Genomic DNA, 1,389 nt, shown 5'->3' with positions numbered 1-1,389 from the left:
AGGACGTGGACGTGAGCTTTTTAGGCTACCAAGACAGCGCGCAAATGGCGTGTCTGGCATTGATGGCCAAGAAGATAGCGGTCACCCAATCCACCTCTGGCGACATGCCGGATAATGGATTGGATGTACTCAACAGTGATGGCGACAGTGTGGAGGTGGCGTTAGCCAAATCCTTACTCAAGCAAACAACGCGTTAAGACGTTAACATCTTAACTTCCCCCCAATGGGCATCTGATGCCCGTTGGGGCTTGGGTGCCCATCGACCTTTAAGGACACAATGATGACGCAACCCATATCAACCGACCATGCCCTAGCCTTTGCGTATTTCAAAGAAGGCTTCCCGTATGGCGACGACAACCACTTATTGTTTGAGCGTGTCTCAAACGGTGGGGACTTGGAATTTTTCACTCTCGTACTGGAAACAGTCATTCCTGTGGTCGAGCAATATCTGGCGCAATTTGAGATATCCGCGCCTGATAAGTTGTCCCTCTTCTACGGGGAGGCGTTTCCTTGCCAACTGAAACGGTTACTTGAGCGTGAGCCCAATCCTACCCGACAAGCATTGGAGCAATGCGCTGACAAGGCCTTGCAACACATCGCCCACGCGATGCGTGACATTCGACAATAACTCAACCCCAACCGGGAGCTTGCCTCCCGGTACGCTCCCTTTTTTTATTTTAATTGGAGCAACTCTATGAACAATACGAATCACGTACTGACTGAGCTGATGGCATGGCTCGACGATAACATAGCCAATCAAACCGACCTGCATTTTGATAATGCCGGTCAAGTTGATTCGGCCGCCGTCTATCAAGCCCTGTCCATGCAGCTGACCACCTTGCCGCCGTGCGACGCGTTAAAGGCCCACCTTGCCTTATCGCACTCGATGCTGGCGCAAGTTTCTCACTTACAACGTGTGCACCGTCCGGCCTTAGCCTGGCAGCCTCAGCTTATTACGTTAATAGAGCGAAGAACGTCAGGTGGACTGTTTGTGTCACCGAGCACCCACCCAGAGCCGTACCGTGAGTTTCACTACTATTGTGATGAGCACAATACGCTATGGGCATTGATGATGATGGACAACGAAGACCGCATCATGGACGTGTATTTGCACCCAGAGCTTATGGCGACCCAGAGGTCTTTGCACTTTATCTACTCTCCCAACCCCAAACGGGAGAGAAAGCATGAGCAACTCTAAAGAGCAACGCCTGCAGGTGGCCAACACCATTCTCATGCAACTGGGAGGACGCCGATTCAGCATGATGACCGGCGCTAAACAGTTCGTGGCCATCGAGCGGGGGTTATTGTTTGCCTTACCGGCGAGGTTAGCCAAACAGGGCATCAATAAAGTGCGTATTGAGTTGGAGGCCAACGACACGTATACCGTGA

General features: G+C 51.8%; 3 protein-coding genes and 1 pseudogene. All 4 read left to right on the top strand.

Features of this window, described 5'->3' with window-relative positions; genetic code table 11:
- Window positions 1–197: hypothetical protein (locus AB6D93_RS24040; protein WP_372159254.1), on the top strand; the 197-nt coding region annotated here is incomplete at its 5' end.
- Between the two features lie 80 nt (window positions 198–277).
- Entirely contained in the window at window positions 278–628 is a 351-nt protein-coding gene (locus AB6D93_RS24035) for a hypothetical protein (protein WP_241910915.1), read from the top strand.
- A 66-nt stretch (window positions 629–694) separates the two neighbouring features.
- On the top strand, window positions 695–1,198 hold the full coding sequence (locus AB6D93_RS24030) for a hypothetical protein (RefSeq protein ID WP_240799514.1): 504 nt from the start codon (window positions 695–697) through the stop codon (window positions 1,196–1,198).
- Window positions 1,185–1,389 (top strand): annotated as a pseudogene (locus AB6D93_RS24025) (hypothetical protein); the annotation flags it as partial. The gene AB6D93_RS24030 and the pseudogene AB6D93_RS24025, both read left to right, overlap by 14 nt.

Origin of the sequence: Vibrio sp. 10N.247.310.23 (assembly GCF_041467155.1) — a bacterium.
In the GTDB taxonomy this organism is placed as follows: Bacteria; Pseudomonadota; Gammaproteobacteria; order Enterobacterales; family Vibrionaceae; genus Vibrio; species Vibrio crassostreae_C.
Note: the sequence above shows the minus strand (reverse complement) of the source record. Positions and strands in the feature narration are given on the sequence as shown.

What these genes read in the sequence shown, in the direction of transcription:
- AB6D93_RS24030 (WP_240799514.1), top strand. Translation starts at nt 695, where the DNA reads ATGAACAATACGAATCACGTACTGACTGAGCTGATGGCATGGCTCGAC.
- AB6D93_RS24035 (WP_241910915.1), top strand. Translation starts at nt 278, where the DNA reads ATGATGACGCAACCCATATCAACCGACCATGCCCTAGCCTTTGCGTAT.